The 18,376-nt window shown below is 41.4% G+C and carries 21 protein-coding genes; all 21 read left to right on the forward strand.

Annotated features, from left to right (window positions below):
• Positions 1–33: 33 nt before the first annotated feature.
• The 21 genes from HMPREF0847_RS07440 to HMPREF0847_RS07530 all read left to right on the forward strand — a co-directional run bounded on the left by HMPREF0847_RS07440 (position 34) and on the right by HMPREF0847_RS07530 (position 18,375).
• Complete coding sequence (locus HMPREF0847_RS07440; protein ID WP_008809972.1) at positions 34–1,290, forward strand: competence/damage-inducible protein A; 1,257 nt, start codon at positions 34–36, stop codon at positions 1,288–1,290.
• Positions 1,291–1,348: 58 nt separating this feature from the next.
• Positions 1,349–2,500 (forward strand): recombinase RecA, encoded by a 1,152-nt coding sequence (gene recA / locus HMPREF0847_RS07445; RefSeq protein WP_008809971.1) that lies wholly within the window; start codon positions 1,349–1,351, stop codon positions 2,498–2,500.
• A gap of 86 nt (positions 2,501–2,586) precedes the next feature.
• Complete coding sequence (spx, locus tag HMPREF0847_RS07450; RefSeq protein ID WP_008809970.1) at positions 2,587–2,985, forward strand: transcriptional regulator Spx; 399 nt, start codon at positions 2,587–2,589, stop codon at positions 2,983–2,985.
• A 145-nt stretch (positions 2,986–3,130) separates the two neighbouring features.
• The gene (locus HMPREF0847_RS07455) at positions 3,131–3,703 is read left to right on the forward strand and encodes an SP0191 family lipoprotein (protein ID WP_008809969.1); all 573 of its coding nucleotides are present in this window, start codon (positions 3,131–3,133) and stop codon (positions 3,701–3,703) included.
• Between the two features lie 111 nt (positions 3,704–3,814).
• Positions 3,815–4,081: an IreB family regulatory phosphoprotein gene (locus HMPREF0847_RS07460; RefSeq protein WP_008809968.1), complete on the forward strand. Its 267-nt coding sequence runs from the start codon at positions 3,815–3,817 to the stop codon at positions 4,079–4,081.
• Positions 4,081–4,500, forward strand: coding sequence for a Holliday junction resolvase RuvX (gene ruvX / locus HMPREF0847_RS07465; RefSeq protein ID WP_008809967.1), 420 nt, complete (start codon positions 4,081–4,083; stop codon positions 4,498–4,500). The genes HMPREF0847_RS07460 and ruvX overlap by 1 nt, the downstream gene beginning before the upstream one ends.
• Before the next feature lie 20 nt (positions 4,501–4,520).
• Positions 4,521–4,832, forward strand: a complete 312-nt coding sequence (locus HMPREF0847_RS07470; protein ID WP_008809966.1) for a DUF1292 domain-containing protein — start codon at positions 4,521–4,523, stop codon at positions 4,830–4,832.
• Between the two features lie 250 nt (positions 4,833–5,082).
• Positions 5,083–6,321, forward strand: coding sequence for a bifunctional folylpolyglutamate synthase/dihydrofolate synthase (locus HMPREF0847_RS07475; protein ID WP_008809965.1), 1,239 nt, complete (start codon positions 5,083–5,085; stop codon positions 6,319–6,321).
• A gap of 107 nt (positions 6,322–6,428) precedes the next feature.
• Positions 6,429–6,911: an SP_0198 family lipoprotein gene (locus HMPREF0847_RS07480; RefSeq protein ID WP_008809964.1), complete on the forward strand. Its 483-nt coding sequence runs from the start codon at positions 6,429–6,431 to the stop codon at positions 6,909–6,911.
• Positions 6,912–7,057: 146 nt separating this feature from the next.
• A complete protein-coding gene (gene cls / locus HMPREF0847_RS07485) occupies positions 7,058–8,563 on the forward strand; it encodes a cardiolipin synthase (RefSeq protein WP_037622495.1) in 1,506 nt (501 codons plus the stop codon).
• A gap of 97 nt (positions 8,564–8,660) precedes the next feature.
• Entirely contained in the window at positions 8,661–8,804 is a 144-nt protein-coding gene (locus tag HMPREF0847_RS11270; protein ID WP_020992760.1) for a hypothetical protein, read from the forward strand.
• An 89-nt stretch (positions 8,805–8,893) separates the two neighbouring features.
• Positions 8,894–10,465 carry a hypothetical protein gene (locus HMPREF0847_RS07490; protein ID WP_020992761.1) on the forward strand — a complete coding sequence of 524 codons (1,572 nt, stop codon included), beginning with the start codon at positions 8,894–8,896 and terminating at the stop codon, positions 10,463–10,465.
• A gap of 109 nt (positions 10,466–10,574) precedes the next feature.
• On the forward strand, positions 10,575–12,779 hold the full coding sequence (gene nrdD / locus HMPREF0847_RS07495) for an anaerobic ribonucleoside-triphosphate reductase (RefSeq protein WP_008809961.1): 2,205 nt from the start codon (positions 10,575–10,577) through the stop codon (positions 12,777–12,779).
• 81 nt (positions 12,780–12,860) lie between these two features.
• Entirely contained in the window at positions 12,861–13,004 is a 144-nt protein-coding gene (locus tag HMPREF0847_RS11380; protein WP_008809960.1) for a hypothetical protein, read from the forward strand.
• Between the two features lie 14 nt (positions 13,005–13,018).
• Complete coding sequence (locus tag HMPREF0847_RS07500; RefSeq protein ID WP_008809959.1) at positions 13,019–13,522, forward strand: GNAT family N-acetyltransferase; 504 nt, start codon at positions 13,019–13,021, stop codon at positions 13,520–13,522.
• Positions 13,523–13,531: 9 nt separating this feature from the next.
• The gene (locus HMPREF0847_RS07505; RefSeq protein ID WP_008809958.1) at positions 13,532–14,038 is read left to right on the forward strand and encodes a GNAT family N-acetyltransferase; all 507 of its coding nucleotides are present in this window, start codon (positions 13,532–13,534) and stop codon (positions 14,036–14,038) included.
• 9 nt (positions 14,039–14,047) lie between these two features.
• A complete protein-coding gene (locus HMPREF0847_RS07510) occupies positions 14,048–14,566 on the forward strand; it encodes a GNAT family N-acetyltransferase (RefSeq protein WP_008809957.1) in 519 nt (172 codons plus the stop codon).
• Positions 14,563–15,162 (forward strand): anaerobic ribonucleoside-triphosphate reductase activating protein, encoded by a 600-nt coding sequence (nrdG, locus tag HMPREF0847_RS07515; protein ID WP_008809956.1) that lies wholly within the window; start codon positions 14,563–14,565, stop codon positions 15,160–15,162. Before HMPREF0847_RS07510 ends, nrdG begins: the two co-directional genes overlap by 4 nt.
• Positions 15,163–15,456: 294 nt before the next feature.
• Positions 15,457–16,917 carry an LCP family glycopolymer transferase CpsA gene (gene cpsA / locus HMPREF0847_RS07520; RefSeq protein WP_008809955.1) on the forward strand — a complete coding sequence of 487 codons (1,461 nt, stop codon included), beginning with the start codon at positions 15,457–15,459 and terminating at the stop codon, positions 16,915–16,917.
• Positions 16,918–16,920: 3 nt separating this feature from the next.
• Complete coding sequence (cps4B, locus tag HMPREF0847_RS07525) at positions 16,921–17,652, forward strand: capsular polysaccharide biosynthesis protein Cps4B (RefSeq protein WP_008809954.1); 732 nt, start codon at positions 16,921–16,923, stop codon at positions 17,650–17,652.
• Positions 17,653–17,682: 30 nt separating this feature from the next.
• On the forward strand, positions 17,683–18,375 hold the full coding sequence (locus tag HMPREF0847_RS07530) for a Wzz/FepE/Etk N-terminal domain-containing protein (protein WP_008809953.1): 693 nt from the start codon (positions 17,683–17,685) through the stop codon (positions 18,373–18,375).
• The last annotated feature ends 1 nt before the right edge of the window (position 18,376 follow it).

Raw genomic sequence — 18,376 nt, forward strand, 5'->3', positions numbered from 1 at the left:
AAGCCAATTCCGAATAGTAAGGTAGGAGGTTCTATGAAAGCAGAAATTATTGCTGTGGGCACCGAGATTCTGACGGGTCAGATTGTCAATACTAATGCCCAATTTTTATCTGAGAAACTGGCGAGTCTGGGGATTGATGTCTATTTTCAGACAGCTGTGGGGGACAATGAAAATCGTCTCCTTTCAATCCTAGAGATTGCTCAAGGACGTAGTAATCTAATTATCTTGACAGGAGGCTTGGGGCCAACAGAGGATGATTTGACCAAGCAGACCTTGGCTAAGTTTTTAGGTCGAGAGTTGAGTTTTGACCCTGATGCTGTGGAAAAGCTGGATCGCTTTTTTGCTAGTCGACCAGATTATGCCCGAACGCCCAACAATGAGCGTCAGGCCCAGCTGGTTGAAGGCTCAACTCCTTTACCAAATGCGACCGGCTTAGCTGTCGGAGGATTGTTAGAAGCAGACGGAGTGACCTATGTAGTCCTGCCTGGTCCGCCTAGCGAGCTCAAACCTATGGTCAATAACGAGTTGGTTCCCATCTTATCCACAGGTCAAAAGTTGTACTCACGAGTGTTGCGCTTCTTTGGTATCGGCGAGAGTCAGCTAGTGACTATTTTGTCAGAGATGATTGATCAGCAAAGTGACCCCACCATTGCTCCTTATGCAAAGACAGGGGAAGTTACCCTACGACTGTCCACCAAGGCCTTGAGTCAGGCAGAAGCCGACACCAAGTTTGATGCTGTGGAAAAGGAAATTTTGTCACATAAGACTTTTGAAGACCAGTCTCTGTCAGAGATTTTCTATGGTTATGGGGATGATAATTCCTTGGCTCAGGTGGCTTTTGACTTGCTCAAGAGTCAAGGAAAGACGATTTCAGCAGCAGAGAGTCTGACAGCAGGTCTCTTCCAAGCGACTTTGGCAGATTTTGCTGGAGCTTCAGCTATTTTTTCAGGTGGCTTCGTCACCTATAGCATGGAGGAAAAGAGCCGGATGCTGGACATTCCGCTGGGAGAGCTGGAGGAACATGGGGTTGTTTCAGCTTTTACGGCTGGGGAAATGGCAGAGCAGGCTAGAAAGCTGACCGAAAGCGACTTGGCTGTCAGTCTGACAGGCGTGGCTGGACCAGATTCACTGGAAGGCCATCCAGCAGGGACCGTTTTTATCGGTTTAGCTAGTGCTGCAGGAACGGAAACGATTAAGGTCAATATTGCTGGACGTAGCCGGCGAGATGTACGAAAAATCGCTGTTCTGCACGCCTTTAACCTAGTGCGAAAGACTTTATTAAATAGTTAATTTTTGGTATAATTAAAAGATAGCCAAAAGATATTTTTAGAAAAAATAGGAGAAATTAATGGCAAAGAAACAAAAGAATCTAGATGATATTACAAAAAAATTTGGAGACGAACGCCAAAAGGCTTTGGACAACGCCCTGAAGAACATTGAAAAGGACTTTGGTAAGGGAGCGATTATGCGCCTTGGCGAGCGAGCAGAACAAAAGGTTCAAGTCATGAGCTCAGGATCTTTGGCCTTGGATATCGCCCTTGGTGCTGGTGGTTATCCTAAGGGACGTATCATTGAAATCTACGGTCCAGAGTCTTCTGGTAAGACGACTGTTGCCCTTCATGCTGTTGCTCAAGCGCAAAAAGAGGGTGGTATTGCAGCCTTTATTGATGCAGAGCACGCTTTGGATCCATCTTACGCGGCTGCTCTAGGTGTAAATATTGATGAGCTGTTGCTATCTCAACCAGATTCTGGTGAGCAAGGATTAGAAATTGCTGGGAAATTGATTGACTCTGGTGCAGTTGATTTAGTTGTCATTGACTCTGTTGCAGCTCTTGTACCACGTGCGGAAATCGATGGAGATATCGGTGATAGCCACGTTGGTTTGCAGGCTCGGATGATGAGTCAGGCCATGCGTAAACTGTCTGCTTCTATCAACAAAACAAAAACAATTGCCATCTTTATCAACCAACTTCGTGAAAAAGTTGGGGTTATGTTCGGAAATCCTGAAACAACACCAGGTGGCCGTGCTTTGAAATTCTATGCTTCTGTCCGTTTGGATGTCCGTGGGAATACTCAAATTAAAGGAACTGGCGATGCTAAGGATACAAATGTTGGTAAGGAAACCAAGATTAAGGTCGTGAAAAACAAGGTAGCTCCGCCATTTAAAGAAGCCTTCGTGGAAATCATGTATGGAGAAGGAATTTCTAAGACTGGTGAACTGATCAAGATTGCAACAGACTTAAATATCATCAAAAAAGCAGGCGCTTGGTATTCTTATAATGATGAGAAGATTGGTCAAGGTTCTGAAAATGCCAAGAAATATTTGGCTGATCACCCAGAAGTCTTTGACGAAATTGACCGTCAAGTCCGTGTCCGTTTTGGCTTGATCGAAGACGATCAAGAAGGAGAAGCAACTGCGACTGAAACTGCAGGAAAAATCACTGAAAACATTGAAGAAGTAACTCTTGAACTAGACGATGCTATAGAGATCGAGGAATAATTTTTCCAAAATAGGTCGCAAGACCGATGGTTTTTATGGTATAATAGACTACGATAGTAGTATCGGGTAGTGAAAGGAGTCCTTACATGATTACAATTTACACAGTTTCAAGTTGTACAAGCTGTAAGAAAGCAAAGACCTGGCTTAATGCCCATCAATTAACTTATAAAGAACAAAACCTCGGTAAAGAGGGAATCACAAAAGAAGAAATTTTAGATATTTTGACCAAAACTGAAAATGGCGTTGCGAGCATTGTCTCTTCTAAAAATCGCTATGCAAAAGGTCTTGGTGTTGATATTGAAGATTTGAGTGTGAGTGAAGTGATTGATATTATCATGGAAACCCCACGTATCTTGAAAAGCCCTATCTTGGTTGACGATAAACGCCTCCAAGTTGGCTATAAAGAAGATGACATTCGTGCCTTTCTTCCACGTTCTGTCCGTAACGTTGAAAATGCAGAGGCGCGTTTGAGAGCAGCTCTATAAATAGCCCATTATAAAGAAAAAGGAGTCTGAACAAGCCGATTTGCTAGTAATAGTGAATGGGCGGCTTTTCAGACCTTTTTTACTTTACAAATCTAGCGTTGACAGGAGTTATGAGTGTGGTAAAATAGGCGTAGGAGGCTAAAAAATGAAAAAGATAGTGCTATTGTTGGGCCTTGTTTTGCTTACGCTGACGGCTTGCGGTCAGAAAAAATCACATACTGCTTCGTCCGCTTCAACTTCTGAGGATAAGTTGGATACAACCTTGCCGATTATTTCAAATGCGGAAAAGAACACAGTAGTAACAAAGACCTTGGTCTTTCCAAAAACTGAGAATGGCTCGCAGCAAAAGCAGGTAGTGACTTATAAAGACGATCAGTTTTTAAGTTTAAGTATAGAGCAGGTTAGTCCAAATGCGGATGATTTAAAGCAAGCTATAAAGGAATATGGTGTAGAAGAAGCTCAAACAGTACTCAATAGATCCTTGGAAGCAGATGAACATTATCAACAAGTGAAGGATTTGCCAGGTTTCTCTATGTCCTTGCAGATTTTAAATGAGAATGAGCTCAAGCGTGTGACTAATCTGGATTTTCAAACCTTGGATGTAGATAAGTCTGCAGAAACGGAATATTTAAAAGCTTTAAAACTGAAAGAACTGCTGAAGATGAACCCAGCCCAGTATGTTGAAAATCAACTTTTGAATGGTGCAAAAGAAGAATAGTAGAAAAACGCCATTTTTGCTTATTTTATGGGCTGATATTGATTTGTAACATTTGTGAAAAGATCTGAAATATGGTATAATGATAATATTCTAACGAAAGAGGGTGTAATTGTGGGATTTACAGATGAAACAGTACGTTTTAATCTCGACGATTCAAATAAAAAAGAGATTAGCGAAACGTTGACGGATGTTTATACATCACTGAATGAAAAAGGCTACAATCCAATCAACCAAATCGTTGGGTATGTTCTCAGTGGGGATCCTGCGTACGTACCTCGTTATAACAATGCTCGCAATCAGATTCGCAAATATGAACGCGATGAGATTGTTGAAGAATTGGTTCGTTATTATTTGAAAGGGCAGGGCATCGATCTTTAATGAGAATTATGGGATTGGATGTGGGCTCTAAGACAGTGGGAGTGGCTATTAGCGACCCGCTTGGGTTTACAGCTCAGGGTTTGGAAATTATCCAGATCAATGAAGATCAGGAAGAGTTTGGTTTTGAGCGCCTTGGTGAGCTTGTTGCCGAATACAAGGTTGATAAGTTTGTCATCGGTCTTCCTAAAAATATGAATAATACTAGTGGTCCCCGTGTAGAAGCCAGTCGGGCCTACGGAGCTAAGGTGACAGAGTTGTTTGGCTTGCCGGTTGAGTATCAAGATGAGCGCTTAACAACAGTGGCAGCTGAGCGAATGCTAATTGAGCAAGCAGATGTTAGCCGGAACAAACGCAAAAAAGTGATTGATAAATTAGCGGCCCAGCTGATTTTACAGAATTATTTAGATAGAAATTATTAGAAAGATTGAGGGAGATGAATATGGCACATGATCATAACCATGACCACGAACATGAAGAGCGCGAATTGATTACTTTGGTGGATGAGCAAGGCAATGAAACCTTGTTTGAAATTCTCTTGACCATTGACGGTATGGAAGAATTTGGAAAGAATTATGTCCTTCTTGTACCAGCTAATGCTGAAGAAGATGAAAATGGTGAAGTTGAAATTCAAGCATACTCATTCACAGAAAATGAAGATGGAACTGAAGGTGACCTTCAGCCTATTCCAGAAGATGCTGAAGAAGAATGGAATATGATTGAAGAAGTTTTCAACAGCTTCATGGAAGAGTAAGAGTATTTCTGCCTTTGTCAACTAAAAAAGCAAGGCAAATCTAGAGACTGCCTCAGTTCGCTCAATGAGCGAGGCTGGTATAGATGTCCTGGATATATTTATTTCGTTCTGGTTAAAAGGAACGAATACCTAAATTTGTTAAACAGATAGTTTATTGTTAACTCGGAGTCTCAAACGTAAGCTATATGATTAATTGAAAAAAGAGAGCTGGTTGATCATTCACTCGGCTCTCTTTTTACTAGGAGTAAAGATGGAGAAGATAGAAAACTGGCTGGACAGCCGAATCGGACTAAATTTTCGGACTGGACTTGGGAGAATGGAGCAGGCAATCCGTTTGCTTGGTCATCCAGAAAAAGCCTACCCAACCATTCATGTAACTGGAACGAATGGTAAAGGATCAACAGTGGCCTTTTTGCAAAACTTATTTGACCAACATCAAAAGAAGGTTGGTACCTTTACCTCGCCTCATATGGAAACTGTTCATGATCGGATTTGCTTAAATGGGAAGCCGATTTCGGAGAGTGATTTCTCTAGGTTGGGTGATCAAGTGCGTAAGATGGAGCAAAACGCACTGTTGCCCCAGGATCAACTTTCTTATTTTGAAATCCTCAGTTTAATAGCCTTTTTGTATTTTGCAGAGCAAGAGGTGGATGTGGCCTTGATTGAGGTGGGGATAGGTGGTTTGCTAGATACAACGAATGTCATCACAGGAAGTGTCTCAGTCATTACATCTATTGGCCTTGATCATCAGGAAACCTTGGGAACGACACTTGAGGAGATTGCAGAGCAAAAAGCAGGGATTTTTAAAGTAGGCAGTCCTGCTGTTATCGGTCCTTTGCCAGAAGTTGCACGACAAGTTTGTCGAGAGCGGGCAAAGGAGTTGAATATCGACTTATATGAGTATGGCCAAGATTTTTCTCTCGAGAACAAGGAACTTCGGGCTCGTGACTTCTCTTGGCTAGATGTAGAATTGGGCTTGTCAGGGACCTACCAGGAAGAAAATGCGGCTGTGGCTGTGGAAGCTTTTCTTTTATTTATGGAGCGTCAGTCATGGAATCTAGATCTGAGTTTAGTAAAAAAAGCTTTAGCTCAAACTAGCTGGGCGGGCCGTTTGGAAAGAGTCTGCGATGGCATTTATTTAGATGGAGCTCATAATCTACCTGCAGTTGAGCGCTTGGTCGAGTTTATTAAGCAAGAAAAGGACAAAGAGATTCTGATCTTGTTTGGGGCATTAAAGCGAAAAGACTATTCGGAAATGCTTCATTATTTGCAAGAGGAACTACCTCAGGCAAGTTTGTCGTTGACTAGTTTTTCATATGGTGAAACGATAGGCGAGCAAGAAGCAGGACAACTCCCTTTTATCAGGGATTACCAAGCTTTTCTAAAAGACTATTTGCAGGATGATAATCCTCATCGTTTATTGTTTGTAACTGGGTCTCTCTATTTCATTGCGGAGGTACGTCAGTTTTTAAAAGGAGAGATAAATTGACGGTTGGAAAAGGTCTTTGTTATAATGAGGATGGAACTAACAAAAAGTAGGCAAAACATACTTCTGTGCCAGCTCTAAAACCCCCTATGATTAAAGGAGGAAGGATTATGACTTTTTCAAAAAAAGCGACGATTTTATCCCTAACAGCTATAGTAGCTCTTGCTTTGGCAGCTTGTAGCAATGGCAATAGTCAAACTCAGCCATCTCAAGCCAGTCAAGCTTCAAACTCTTCGGCATCTTCAAGTTCGACGTCAACTTCAACTTCTGCTTCAAGTTCAAGTAGTGCAACGACTTCGACCTCTTCTTCGTCAGCAACAACCACTACAAGTACAGAATTGGACGGAACCTATACAGCTACGCATGAAGGTGATCAATTGACCTTAACGATTTCATCTGGTAAAGGAACCTTGACTACCTTGGAGCGAGATGGTGAGAAAGAGATCGAGCAAGTCGAAATTGATAGCACGAATCAGCGAATGATTATTGGCGACGATGTTCATCGCTACTATATCAATGGCAATCAACTGACTGTGGAAGATATTGATCAAGAGCAGGATCAAGATGACACAATTATCTTCACTAAACAATAAGACTTCACAAGACTGGGTACTCCAGTCTTGTTTTTTTATATCTATCAGAAGACCAGTCTGTTTTTGCTTGATTTATTGAGAAGGCCCCGCTATACTTAAATATAAGAAAATTGAGGAGTAGGTGTGTGAGAAAGTTTCGCTTATTGATGTCAAAATATGGTTTCAGCATCATTGTCATGCTACTGGAACTCTTCTTTATATTTTGGCTTTTCTTTTATTTAGGTGAAATTAATAAGGATTTATGGATTCTTGTAGTCACCTTATTAACAGTTGGTACGATTTTTTCGATTGTCAATCGTTCTATGACACCTGAAAGCAAAGTAACCTGGCTTTTGGTTACTTTTATTCCAGTTGTAGGGCCTCTGATTTATCTCATGTTTGGAGAACGCAGGCTGTCTCGGAAAGAAATGAAGCAGTTGCGTAGCATGGATTCCATGAAGTTTCGTGAGGACAATAGTTATGAGCTGAGATTGGACCTGAAAAAGAAAAACAAATCAGCTTTTGGGATAGTTAAATCCTTGCTCAGTATGGACCATAATGCGGATGTTTACGATGGGACTGCTTCTCAGTATTTTGCTTTGGGAGAAGAGATGTATGCTACCCTTTTAGAAGACCTGAAATCAGCAGAAAAATTCATCTTTCTGGAATACTATATTATCGAAGAAGGTAAGATGTGGAATAGTATTCTGGAGATTTTGAAGGAAAAGGCTACTCAAGGAGTAGAAATCAAGCTTCTCTATGATGACATCGGCTGTATGGCGACTTTACCAGGAGATTATACAGAAACTTTACGTTCCTTTGGGATTGATGCACATAAGTTCAATAAGGTGATCCCGCGTATGACGGTGGCCTACAACAACCGAGATCATCGTAAAATTCTAGTGATTGATGGTCAGATTGGCTACACGGGTGGTATCAATATGGCTGACGAATACATTAATCATATTGTCCGCTTCGGCCATTGGAAAGATGGTGGGATCCGCTTAGATGGTCGGGCCGTTAAGGCGTTGACCAGGCTTTTTCTAATGAATTGGTACATCAACCGAGGTGAAATTACGGATTTTGATAAGTATCATTTAGAAAACAAAGCAGTAGAAGGTGATGGCCTCTATATTCCATATGGGAGTGGACCTAAGCCTATGTACCGAACACAGGTCGGGAAAAATGTTTACCAGAATATTATCAGTCAGGCAACGGACTATGTCTATATCACCAGTCCTTATTTGATTATTGACTATGACTTAACTGAAAATATAAAAAATGCTGCCATGCGGGGAGTGGATGTTCGGATTGTCACGCCTTATATTACAGATAAGAAGCTTATTCAACCGATCACCCGAGGATCTTATCGTGAGCTTTTAGATGCTGGGGTGCGCATTTACGAATATACACCGGGCTTTGTTCATAGTAAGAATGTGATCGCGGACGATGAACTAGCAGTAGTAGGCACCATAAACTTTGACTACCGTAGCTTGGTCCATCACTATGAGAATGCTGTACTTTTATATAAAGTACCGGCTTTAGCAGACATAAAAGCCGATTTTGAAAATATTTTTGAGGTGTCAACAGAGGTTCATGACGGTATCTTTAAGTCTACTTGGTACCAAAATCTTCTGAAAGAGATTGTTCAGCTTTTTGCGCCAATGCTTTGATCATGATAAACCTAATGAGAAGGATTTGTTTTACTCTATTGAGGGTACAAATTTCCTTCTCATTTTTTTACGAATAAAAAAGTAAAAGGAGTTTTTCATGAAATTAGAGTTTGTTCAAAGAAAGTCAGAAAGGCCGTTTTCAAAAATCTACCTAAGATTTCGGGAATTAGAAACCTTGGCAAAGTCTAAAGCGACCAAAGACAAGCAGGCCTTAAAGCTAGAAGTAGAATCTGCCAAGTAGGTCAGTCTTTCGAGAGGAGTGTAAATGGAAAACTGACAGACAGAAGACTTTTTGATATACTAGTAAAGACTATATTGAGGAGAGTTATTATGTTTGATGAATTCGACAATCAAGAGGCAGAAGTGCAACTTGAAACGAAAATAGAAGAAAAGAAAGAACAAGAAATCCAGCCAGAAGAAGCGAAAGCGGGAACGCAACTTCAAGAAGAGAGCTTGAAACCTGCGAGTGCTCCTTTTGGACAATTGTTGCTCTGGAGTTTCATAGCTAGCTTTTTCAGCGTGGCCAATCCCTTATTTGCTTCGTTGGCGACAAATCTACAGACGCAAAATCTGTATGCAGGCTGGGCAATGACCCAGGGTCAAGTAGCTTACGGTCAATTTTATGGCACGAGTGGCATGTTGTATTATGTGATGGCATGGTTGGGAAACCTCTTTATGGGAAGTCTTCTTTTTGCTGTCCTGCAATTTTTAGCCCTCTTTATAGCTGGAATTTTCCTTTTTCAGTTTATCTATCAAATGACTGGAAAAAAGGTTCTGGCGCAGCAACTGCTTCCGCTTTTTTATCTTTTGGTCATAACTCTTGGTTTTGGTGGCCTATATGCAAGTATTTTTGTTCTTCCTTTTATCGTGTGGAGCCTAAATTTCTTAGCTCGCTATGTCAATGATCAAGTAGGAGATAATGGTTTTATCTTGCTGGGAGCTATTGGAGCCTTGGCTTTCATGGTGGATCCGTTCACTAGTATTGTGTTCTATGGTTTGGTGTTTCTTGTTTGGACCATTTTTCACATTGCCCGTAAACGTTTGGCACGAGGATTTTATCAGTTTTTAGCTAGTTTACTTGGCTTTTCACTGGTCTTTTATCCGCTGGGATACTACACTGTTTGGAAGGGAACTTTTGGTGTAGCTATTAGCCAAGTGACGCATATCTTTGAAAGTCTGAGCTTACAAGTATCTAATCTTCCTGCTTTACTCATAATGAGCGGACTGTTCATAGGTCTTGGTTTCCTAACAGCCTTGGTTATGGGAATGGTATCTTTGGTAGAGAAAAATGCAAAACCTTTCCGATATTTGGGGGTTTTAGGAATTTTAACTCTGTTCCTAGTCAATATCTTTCTGCCAAGTCAGGGGAATTTCCAGTTGTTGCCGATGATTCCCTTTGTGGTAATTCTCTTGGCGATTTGGTTTAACAAGAATTTTTCAGAAGGACGTCATACGAGAAAAAGACGGACTCCTTCTATTTGGAAAAATTATTTTGTTGGAAATTTATTTTTACCTGTGTTAGCGATGGCCTTTTTAGTCGCATCACCGGTTGTTCAACGCTATCTATTATCTGGTGAGGAAGAAGCAGAACGCGCTGTGGTTAGTAAGTATATCCGTGAGGAGTCAGCTAAGGACGATAAAATCTATGCTTGGGACAGCACAGCCAGTCTCTACCAATCAACCGGCCGTTTGTCTGCGGCAACCATCTTAAGTCCTAAATTATACTTAGATACCGAAGAGAATAAGATTTTATTGGGAAATCAGTTAGATGCGAATCTGCCACGCTATATTGTGGTCAACAAAAAAGTCCCTCTACTAGGGAAAGTCAAAAAAATAATATCTTCAAATTATAAGAAAATTGGTCTAGATACTAGCCAGTTCAAGCTTTACGAGCTTAAATAATTCAATCAATATGTTGTGCCTAAAATAAAAAAAATAAAATTTTGGCACAACATATTGATTTTTTATTTTATAGTGTTATAATGTGTCATGTACGATTGGAGGATAGGAAATGATTACTTTAAGAGAAGAAACAGTGACCTGTATTCCTAATATTTATGTAGTTAAACGCGATGGACGGCGCGTGAATTTTGACGTTGACAAGATTTATAAAGCCTTGGTCAAAGCGGCCTGTGAAGTGACGCCCATGTCTCCTTTGCTTGAAGCCAAGCTTGAAGGAATTACGGAGAAGATTGTTGCTGAAATCACTCATCGTTTTTCTCAGGATGTGAAGATTTATGAAATCCAAAACATCGTTGAGCATGAGCTTTTGAATGCCAATGAATATGCTATTGCCAAGGCCTATATCTCGTATCGAACCCAGCGTGACTTTGACCGTTCTCAGGCAACCGATATTAATTTTACTATTGACAAATTGCTCAATAAAGATCAAACAGTGGTCAACGAAAATGCCAACAAAGACAGCGATGTTTTTAACACCCAACGGGATTTAACAGCGGGTATTGTTGGTAAGTCCATCGGTCTTAAGATGCTACCTCCTCACGTAGCCAATGCCCATCAAAAGGGCGATATCCACTACCATGATTTGGATTATAGCCCTTATACACCAATGACCAACTGCTGCTTGATTGATTTTAAGGGCATGCTAAAAAATGGTTTCAAGATTGGAAATGCCGAAGTAGAGAGTCCTAAGTCTATTCAGACTGCGACAGCTCAAATCTCGCAGATTATTGCCAATGTAGCTTCTAGTCAGTATGGAGGCTGTTCAGCTGACCGAATCGATGAAGTCTTAGCTCCTTACGCAGAACTCAATTACGAGAAGCATTTAAGAGATGCCAAAGATTGGGTGCTAGCTGATAAAAGAGCTGATTACGCTTGGGAAAAAACTAAAAAAGATATCTATGATGCTATGCAGTCCTTAGAGTATGAGATTAACACGCTCTTTACCTCTAATGGACAAACCCCCTTCACTTCTTTAGGTTTTGGTCTGGGAACCAATCGCTTTGAACGCGAGATTCAAAAATCAATTCTCAACATCCGTATCAAGGGCTTGGGAAGTGAACATCGGACGGCTATCTTTCCTAAGTTGATTTTCACTCTTAAGCGTGGCCTTAATTTAGAGCCAGGAAGTCCTAACTACGATATCAAACAGCTAGCGCTGGAATGTGCGACGAAACGGATGTATCCGGATGTCTTATCTTATGATAAAATCATTGACTTGACTGGCTCTTTCAAGGTTCCGATGGGTTGCCGTTCCTTCCTCCAAGGTTGGAAGGATGAGAATGGCCAAGAAGTCAATTCTGGCCGTATGAATCTGGGAGTTGTGACTGTCAACCTACCTCGGATTGCACTGGAAGCTGAAGGAGATAAGGATAAATTCTGGTCCTTATTCGCTGAGCGACTGGCTATTGCTAAGGATGCTTTGGTCTATCGGGTAGAGCGGACCAAGGAAGCAACGCCAGCAAATGCTCCAATCTTGTATCAATACGGTGCTTTTGGCAAACGCCTAGGCAAATATGATCAAGTTGACCAGCTCTTTACTCACCGCAGAGCAACAGTTTCACTTGGTTATATCGGTCTTTACGAAGTTGCAACTGCTTTTTATGGTGGAGAATGGGAAGACAATCCAGAAGCCAAAGAATTTACAGTGGATATTGTCAAAGAAATGAAGCGTTTGGTTGGTGAATGGTCAGACGAATATGACTATCATTTCTCTGTTTATTCGACGCCATCTGAAAGTCTGACCGACCGATTCTGCCGGTTGGATACTGAGAAGTTTGGCCTTGTTCCAGATATTACAGACAAGGAATACTATACCAACTCTTTCCACTACGATGTGCGTAAAAATCCAACACCTTTTGAAAAATTGGACTTTGAGAAAATTTATCCAGAAGTGGGGGCCTCAGGTGGTTTTATCCACTACTGTGAATATCCTGTCTTGCAACAAAATCCAAAAGCCTTGGAAGCTGTCTGGGACTATGCTTATGACCGGGTTGGTTACTTAGGTACAAATACGCCAATTGACCACTGTTACAAGTGTGACTTTGAGGGAGACTTTACACCGACCGAGCGTGGTTTCACCTGTCCAAATTGTGGTAACAGCGATCCTAAGACAGTTGACGTGGTCAAACGGACCTGTGGTTATCTAGGAAATCCGCAAGCTCGTCCGATGGTTAATGGCCGTCACAAAGAGATTTCTGCTCGGGTCAAGCATATGAATGGCTCAACAATTAAGTTTTCAGGAAATGAGATCTGATTAAAACTAAATAAGAAGCGGGAGTGATACAGAACATCGGTGTGATGTATCGCTCTTTTTCATTAATCATTAGGAGAAAAAATGGGAAAATATCAACTAGACGATAAAGGTAAGGCTCAAGTAAGACGTTTTCATGAAAAACATTCTACAGGAGCTAGCAATAAAAAGGCGCGAGTGACTAGCCTGCGGGAGCAATTTCTGGCAAAGGCTAGCAAGAAGAAGTAAAGTATGGTAGAAAAATGGATGTAGAATTAAGGAAACCAAGACTAGAGGATAAGGCCACTATTTTGGAAATGTTAGCAGATTTTGAAGCGACTGGTGGCCGGCATGACGGATTCTTTGGCGGAGCTGATTTTGTCTACGAGGATTGGCTGGAAACTATTCAGCTGGCTGAAGTCGGGCTGGGTTTGCCAGAAGGTTTTGTGCCTTACATTCAGCTTGTGACTTTTACTGCGGATGGTCAGGCTGTGGGTTTTCTTAATTTACGTTTGCTACTCAATGACCATCTGCTCCAAGAAGGTGGGCACATTGGTTACAGTATTCGTCCGTCTGCGCGTGGCAAAGGACTGGCAAAAGAGCAACTGAGACAAGGCTTGCAAGTAGCTAAAAGTAAAAATATAAAACGGGCTCTAGTGACCTGCGATAGGGATAATGCTGCCAGCCGAGGGGTGATTCTTGCTAACGGTGGAGTATTAGAGGATATTCGAGGTGGGAAAGAGCGTTATTGGATTGATATAGATTGAGGAAAGCCTATGAAGTTACGACGACCAACTTTGGAAGATAAAGACGCTATTTTGGAGATGATTGCTGAATTTGATGCTGCGAAGTCTTATATGCATGGTGGCATGGGCTCCGCTTGGAAGCGAGCAAAGGATTATGAGGATTGGTTAAAGATTGTAGAACAGCAGGAGGATGCGGCCAATTTGCCAGCAAGCTGGGTTCCCGCAATCAAATTTTTATCCTTTGATGAGACCGGCTTGCCTCTGGGTTTTTTAGCTCTGCGCTTGTCCTTAAATGACAAATTATTTGTGGAGGGTGGACATATTGGCTATTCTATCCGCCCCAGTCAACGCAGAAAGGGCTTGGCCAAGTTGCAACTAGAGTTAGGGCTGGCAGAGGCTAGAAAGCAAGGATTAGAACGAGTGCTGATTACCTGCGATGAAGACAACGAAGCCAGCCGACGCACGATTCTCTCTGCTGGCGGTGTTTACGAAAATACAATCGACAGAAGTCAGCGTTATTGGATTGATATAGATTGAGGAAAGCCTATGAAGTTACGACGACCAACTTTGGAAGATAAAGATGCGATTTTAGAGATGATTGCTGAATTTGATGCTGCGAATTCTTATATGCATGGTGGTGTGGGCTCCACTTGGAAGCGGGCCAAGGATTATGAGGATTGGTTAAAGATTGTAGAACAGCAGGAGGATGCTGAAAATCTGCCAGAAGGATGGGTACCAGCAATTCAGTTTATCTCGGTTGACGAGGAAAACCACCCACTGGGCTTCCTAGCATTGCGTCTCTTGTTAAATGAAAAACTCTTTGTTGAGGGTGGGCATATTGGCTATTCAATTCGACCGGGGGAACGAGGCAGGGGCTATGGGCAGGAGCAACTGCATCTGGGCCTTATAGAGGCGAAGAGAGCTGGTTTGGACTTTGCTCTGATTACCTGCGATGAAGAAAACGAAGCTAGCCGGCGAACGATTCTTGCTAATGGTGGCGTCTATGACAATACCATTCAAGGAAGCGAGCGCTACTGGATAGAGCTAGATGGAGAAGTGGCATGAACAATCCCAAACCCCAAGAATGGAAAAGCGAGGAGCTGAGTAAGGGGCGAATCATTGACTATAAGGCTTTTAACTTTGTGGATGGCGAAGGTGTCCGCAACTCCCTCTATGTCAGTGGCTGTATGTTTCACTGTGAGGGCTGCTATAATGCAGCAACCTGGTCCTTCAACGCTGGTATTCCCTATACCCAAGAGCTGGAGGAGCAAATCATGAAGGACTTGGCGGAACCCTATGTGCAGGGGCTGACCCTTCTAGGCGGCGAGCCTTTTCTCAACACAGGCATTCTCCTGCCCTTGGTCAAGCGGATTCGGAGAGAGCTTCCAGACAAGGATATCTGGTCCTGGACGGGCTATACTTGGGAGGAGATGATGCTGGAAACGGAGGATAAGCTGGAGCTGCTGAGCCTGATTGATATCCTAGTAGACGGCCGTTTTGACATTACCAAGAAGAATCTCATGTTACAGTTTCGCGGCTCTTCCAATCAGCGCATCATTGATGTGCAGAAGTCCCTTCAGTCAGGTCAAGTAGTCATCTGGGATAAGCTGAATGATGGGAAAGAAAGTTTTGAACAAGTTGATCGGGATGGCCTCATCTGATCATGGTCAAGTAGATCAAAGATGCCTATGATATAATTTTAAAAATGGTTCCTGTTATATGGGACCATTTTTTGTAAACAAATCCTTGAAACCTCTATAAAATACTCTATATTTATGCATTTTGGTTTGTTCATGACGTATTTGCTTTCTTTTTCTTAAGTTAATAAAAGATGAAGAGAAAATGGTTTGGCTCTTTACTATGATTTCTTAAAAATTTCTTAAAAATAAGGCGGAATCTAAATATTTTTGTGATATAATAGGATGGAGTAATTATGTATAGGAAGTGTTTTTAGCATGTCTCGTAAAAAAAGTAATGGAACTACTGCTAAATCAAGGCGTTTTAAAATCTTAAATGTTAGTTTATTCATCATTTATGTTTTATTAATCTCTGTCTTGATATTTTATATTTTCAGGTATAATATTTTAGCTTTTCGTTATTTGAATATTATTTCAACCTTTGTGATGATATTAGTAGCAGTTCTAGCAGCTCTTTTCATTTGGTTTAATAAGGCTCGGATTTTTACAACAGTATTATTGCTTCTGTCCTTGCTGATTGGGTCAGGGACCATGTACGCTGTCAAGGAAATGGTGGACTTGTCTACTGGTTTGAATTCTACTTCTAACTATTCTGAGTATGAAATGAGCGTTGTAGTAGCAGCGGACAGCGACATTAAAGATATAAAAAAAGTAACCAATGTTTTAGCTCCAACCAATAATGATGGTGAAAACATTGCAGCCTTAACAGATGAACTGGCCAAGACCAAGAAAGTCCAATTGACAGTGGACTCAGCAAGCTCTTATCTAGCAGCTTATAAGTCCTTGCTTGCTGGAGATGCAAAAGCTATTGTTATCAATAGTGTTTTTGAGGATACCCTACGAAATGAAGATCCTGACTATGCCTCCAAAGTTAAAAAATTGTATTCTTACAAACTAACGAAAAAGGTTGAGACTGCAACTAAGAAGCATGATGTCAATGCAGATGTCTTTAATATCTATGTCAGCGGGATTGATACCTATGGTGGCATCTCATCTGTCTCTCGTTCGGATGTGAACATCATTATGACAGTTAACCGTAAGACCAAGCGCGTGCTTTTGACAACTACACCGCGTGACGCCTATGTACCTATTGCGGATGGTGGTGCGGATCAGCCTGATAAACTGACCCATGCGGGTATTTATGGTATAGATGCTTCGGTTCATACTCTAGAGAAACTTTATGGTATCGATATTCAGTATTATGTACGTTTGAATTTCACTTCCTTCCTCAAATTGATTGACCTTTTGGGTGGTGTTGATGTGTATAACGATCAAGAATTCACAAGTCTTCATGGGAATTACCACTTCAAGGTTGGAAATGTTCATCTCAATTCTGAGCAAGCACTGGGCTTTGTCAGGGAACGGTATTCATTGACGGGTGGTGATAACGACCGCGGAAAGAATCAGGAAAAAGTCATCGCTGCTGTTATTAAAAAGCTGACCTCAACAGATGCTCTGAAGAATTACAATAGTATTATTTCAGGCTTACAAGATTCTGTTCAGACAAATATGAGCTTAGAAACCATGATGAATCTTGTGAATACCCAGTTGGAAACAGGTGGGAACTATACAGTTACGTCACAAGCTTTGACTGGAAATGGAAAAACTGGTCTGCCTTCATATGCTATGCCAGAAGCTGCCCTTTATATGCTGGAAGTTGATCCGGCAAGCCTGGATCAAATGAAGTCTGCAATTCAGACCGTTATGGAAGGGAAGTAAGCCATGATTGATATTCATTCACATATCGTTTTTGATGTTGATGATGGCCCAAAAACAATAGAGGATAGCAGGGCCTTGCTGGAGGAAAGCTACCGCCAAGGGGTGCGAACGATCATTTCAACTTCTCATCGTCGGAAAGGGATGTTTGAGACTCCAGAAGCAAAAATTGAAGAAAACTTCAAACAAGTCCAGGAACTGGCTAAAGAAATTGCGGATGATTTGACTGTTCTCTACGGGGCTGAAATATATTATACAAGTGATATTTTGGATAAGCTGGAGCAAGGAAAGATTCCACGCTTGGCAGATAGTCAGTATGCTTTAATTGAATTCAGTATGATCACGCCTTACAAGGAAATTCATACAGCTCTGAGCAACGTTTTACGCTTGGGCGTTACACCTGTCGTCGCTCATATTGAACGCTATCATTGCTTGGAAAATGATGAAAAGAAGGTGCGCGACTTGATTAATATGGGTTGTTACACCCAGATTAATAGTTCGAGTGTTTTAAAACCAAAGCTGTTTGGAGACACTTATAAATTCATGAAAAAAAGGGCCCAGTTCTTTCTGGAGAAAGATCTGGTTCATTTCGTGGCTAGCGACATGCACAATTTGAATCCGCGACCGCCTTATATGCAAGAGGCCTACCAAATCATCTCCAAGAAGTATGGGGAATCTCATGCAGAGCAGTTGTTTAGAAAAAATCAGGAATTATTGCTAAGAAGTGAATACATATAAGCTTCGCTCTTAGTATAGAGGAAGAGGAACATGAATAAAGAAAATCAACTAGTCGAAATTGACGTACTGTCTTTAATCAAGACGGTATGGAAAAGAAAATTTATCATTCTGTTGACAGCTTTAGTGGTAGCTGTCTTAGCTTTGGGTTACAGCCTCTTTATTGCTAAGCCCTCTTATCAAAGCACGACACGGATTTACGTTGTTAACCGTCAGCAGACAGATAATAACACTCTGACCAACCAAGACCTACAAGCGGGATCTTACTTGGTTAAGGACTATAAGGAAATCATTTTATCACAGGATGTATTGTCTACGGTTATTTCAGAATTAAAACTACCTGGGACAACAGCTGAATTAAGCAAGTCTGTAAGTGTTTCGGTGCCTACAGATACGCGGATTGTGTCCATTACTGTCAAAAATAGCGATCCTAACCAAGCTAGCCGAATCGCCAACACCTTGCGTGAAGTGGCAGCTGAAAAAATCATTGCTGTTACCAAGGTTTCAGATGTAACAACCTTAGAAGAGGCAGAAGTTCCAAAATCACCCTCTTCTCCAAATATTCGCCGGAATGTCATCCTAGGCTTCTTGGCAGGAGCCATGGTGATGATTGTTATTGTCTTGATTGTAGAGATTTTAGATGATCGAGTGAAAAAGCCAGAAGACATCGAAGATGTGATGGGAGCTACACTACTAGGTGTTATTCCAAATCTAAAGAAATTGTAAG

It is taken from the genome of Streptococcus sp. 2_1_36FAA, assembly GCF_000161955.2.
Taxonomy (GTDB): domain Bacteria; phylum Bacillota; class Bacilli; order Lactobacillales; family Streptococcaceae; genus Streptococcus; species Streptococcus gordonii.